The sequence below is a fragment of the Ruegeria sp. AA6 genome (assembly GCF_056542865.1).
On sequence record NZ_JBQGAN010000058.1, the window covers coordinates 1 to 2,500 of the forward strand.

At 54.6% G+C, this 2,500-nt stretch carries 1 tRNA gene and 2 rRNA genes (1 of these 3 cut by a window edge); all 3 read right to left on the bottom strand.

Annotated features, from left to right (window positions below):
- Nucleotides 1–77 (bottom strand) — tRNA-Met (locus tag ACR0LN_RS23715).
- 119 nt (nucleotides 78–196) lie between these two features.
- Nucleotides 197–311: ribosomal RNA gene (rrf, locus tag ACR0LN_RS23720) — 5S ribosomal RNA — on the bottom strand.
- Between the two features lie 187 nt (nucleotides 312–498).
- Nucleotides 499–2,500, bottom strand: a 23S ribosomal RNA gene (locus tag ACR0LN_RS23725) (it continues 829 nt past the right edge of the window).

Consider the following 2,500-nt stretch of genomic DNA (forward strand, 5'->3'; position numbering starts at 1 on the left):
TGGTTGCGGGAGCAGGATTTGAACCTGCGACCTTCAGGTTATGAGCCTGACGAGCTACCGGGCTGCTCCATCCCGCGACACTTTTTTGGCCTACCGCTTACGCTAGGTGAGGCCCTGCGTTGGTCTACCGCCTATTCGGCTACTTGAGACCGGGTAGTGTTCTTTTCATCGTTAGAGAGGGGGGGGATTTTTCTAGGTTTGGCGGTGACCTACTCTCCCGGGGCTTAAGCCCAAGTACCATTGGCGCGGCAGTGCTTAACTTCCGGGTTCGGGATGGGACCGGGTGTTTCACTTGCGCTATGACCACCAAACCGAGGAAAATCCCCATGTCGACTTTCTTGCTGTGCAAGAAAGCGACGAGGTGGCAGGCAGCGTATTTGCTTGCAAATGCGCGGTGCCACTCGGTTGTTGTCTCAATCAACATCGCGGCTGGGTGCTGCGACGCTATCCATAGTCAAGGTCGGTGTATGCTTTGGTCTTGTCTTTCCATTACTGGATCAAATCAAGCCTATCGGGCGATTAGTACCGGTCAACTGAACGCATTACTGCGCTTACATCTCCGGCCTATTGACGTGGTGGTCTTCCACGGCCCTCAGGGAGACCTTGTTTTGAGGGGGGCTTCCCGCTTAGATGCCTTCAGCGGTTATCCTGTCCGATCATAGCTACCCAGCACTGCCGTTGGCACGACAACTGGTCCACCAGTGGATCGTTCACCCCGGTCCTCTCGTACTAGGGGCAACTCCTCTCAAGTCTCCTACACCCACGGCAGATAGGGACCGAACTGTCTCACGACGTTCTAAACCCAGCTCACGTACCTCTTTAAACGGCGAACAGCCGTACCCTTGGGACCTGCTCCAGCCCCAGGATGAGATGAGCCGACATCGAGGTGCCAAACACTGCCGTCGATATGGACTCTTGGGCAGTATCAGCCTGTTATCCCCGGCGTACCTTTTATCCGTTGAGCGATGGCCCTTCCACTCGGGACCACCGGATCACTATGGCCGTCTTTCGACTCTGCTCGACTTGTCAGTCTTGCAGTCAGGCTGGCTTCTGCCATTGCACTCAACGAGCGATTTCCGACCGCTCTGAGCCAACCTTCGCGCGCCTCCGTTACGCTTTAGGAGGCGACCGCCCCAGTCAAACTACCCGCCACGCAGGGTCCCGGATCCGGATAACGGACCGCGGTTAGACATCAAGAGTGCGAAGGGTGGTATCTCAAGGGAGGCTCCACGGATACTTGCGTTTCCGCTTCAAAGCCTACCACCTATCCTGCACATCACAATCCTGATGCCAGTGCGAAGCTGTAGTAAAGGTGCACGGGGTCTTTCCGTCTAACCGCGGGAAGCCTGCATCTTGACAGGCAATTCAATTTCGCTGAGTCGATGTTGGAGACAGCGGGGAAGTCGTTACGCCATTCGTGCAGGTCGGAACTTACCCGACAAGGAATTTCGCTACCTTAGGACCGTTATAGTTACGGCCGCCGTTTACCTGGGCTTCAATTCAAGGCTCTCACCTCTCCTTTTAACCTTCAGGCACCGGGCAGGCGTCAGACCCTATACGTCGTCTTGCGACTTCGCAGAGCCCTGTGTTTTTAATAAACAGTCGCCACCCCCTGGTTTGTGCCCCCAGCCCCTAGTTGCCTAGGAACCGGGCCTCCTTCTCGCGAACTTACGGAGGTATTTTGCCGAGTTCCTTCAACATCGTTCTCTCAAGCGCCTTGGTATGCTCTACCAGTCCACCTGTGTCGGTTTAGGGTACGGTCTGATGGAGGGCTATTTCCAGGAACCACTCAGCAGCCCAATCAATCCGATAAGATTGAACTACACCTGTGATCCGTCACATCCTCCTGGCCTAGGAATATTAACCTAGTTCCCATCGCCTACGCCTTTCGGCCTCGGCTTAGGGGCCGGCTTACCCTGCTCAGATTAGCTTTAAGCAGGAACCCTTGGACTTTCGGCGAGAGTGTCTCTCACACTCTTTGTCGCTACTCATGTCATCATTCTCACTAGTGATCTCTCCACCGGATCCCTCACAGGCCGGCTTCATCGAAAGAACTCTATCCGTCATTACACCCACTAGGGATGCAAATACGGATGAGTTCTATGTCACACTACGCTCTGCTACCATGCCTTACGGCATCCTAAGCTTCGGCTCATGGCTTGAGCCCCGTTACATCTTCGCCGCAGGACAACTTATTTAGACCAGTGAGCTGTTACGCTATCTTTAAAGGATGGCTGCTTCTAAGCCAACCTCCTGGTTGTTTTGGTCGTCCCACCTGCTTTCCCACTTAGCCATGAATTGGGGGCCTTAGCTGTAGGTCAGGGTTGTTTCCCTCTCCACTACGGACGTTAGCATCCGCAGTGTGTCTGCCATCTAGTACTCCCGGGTATTCGGAGTTTGGTTAGGATCAGTAAGCCTGTGGGGCCCCATTACCCATCCAGTGCTCTACCCCCCGGGGTATTCGGATGACGCTCTACCTAAATAGATTTCGCAGAGAACC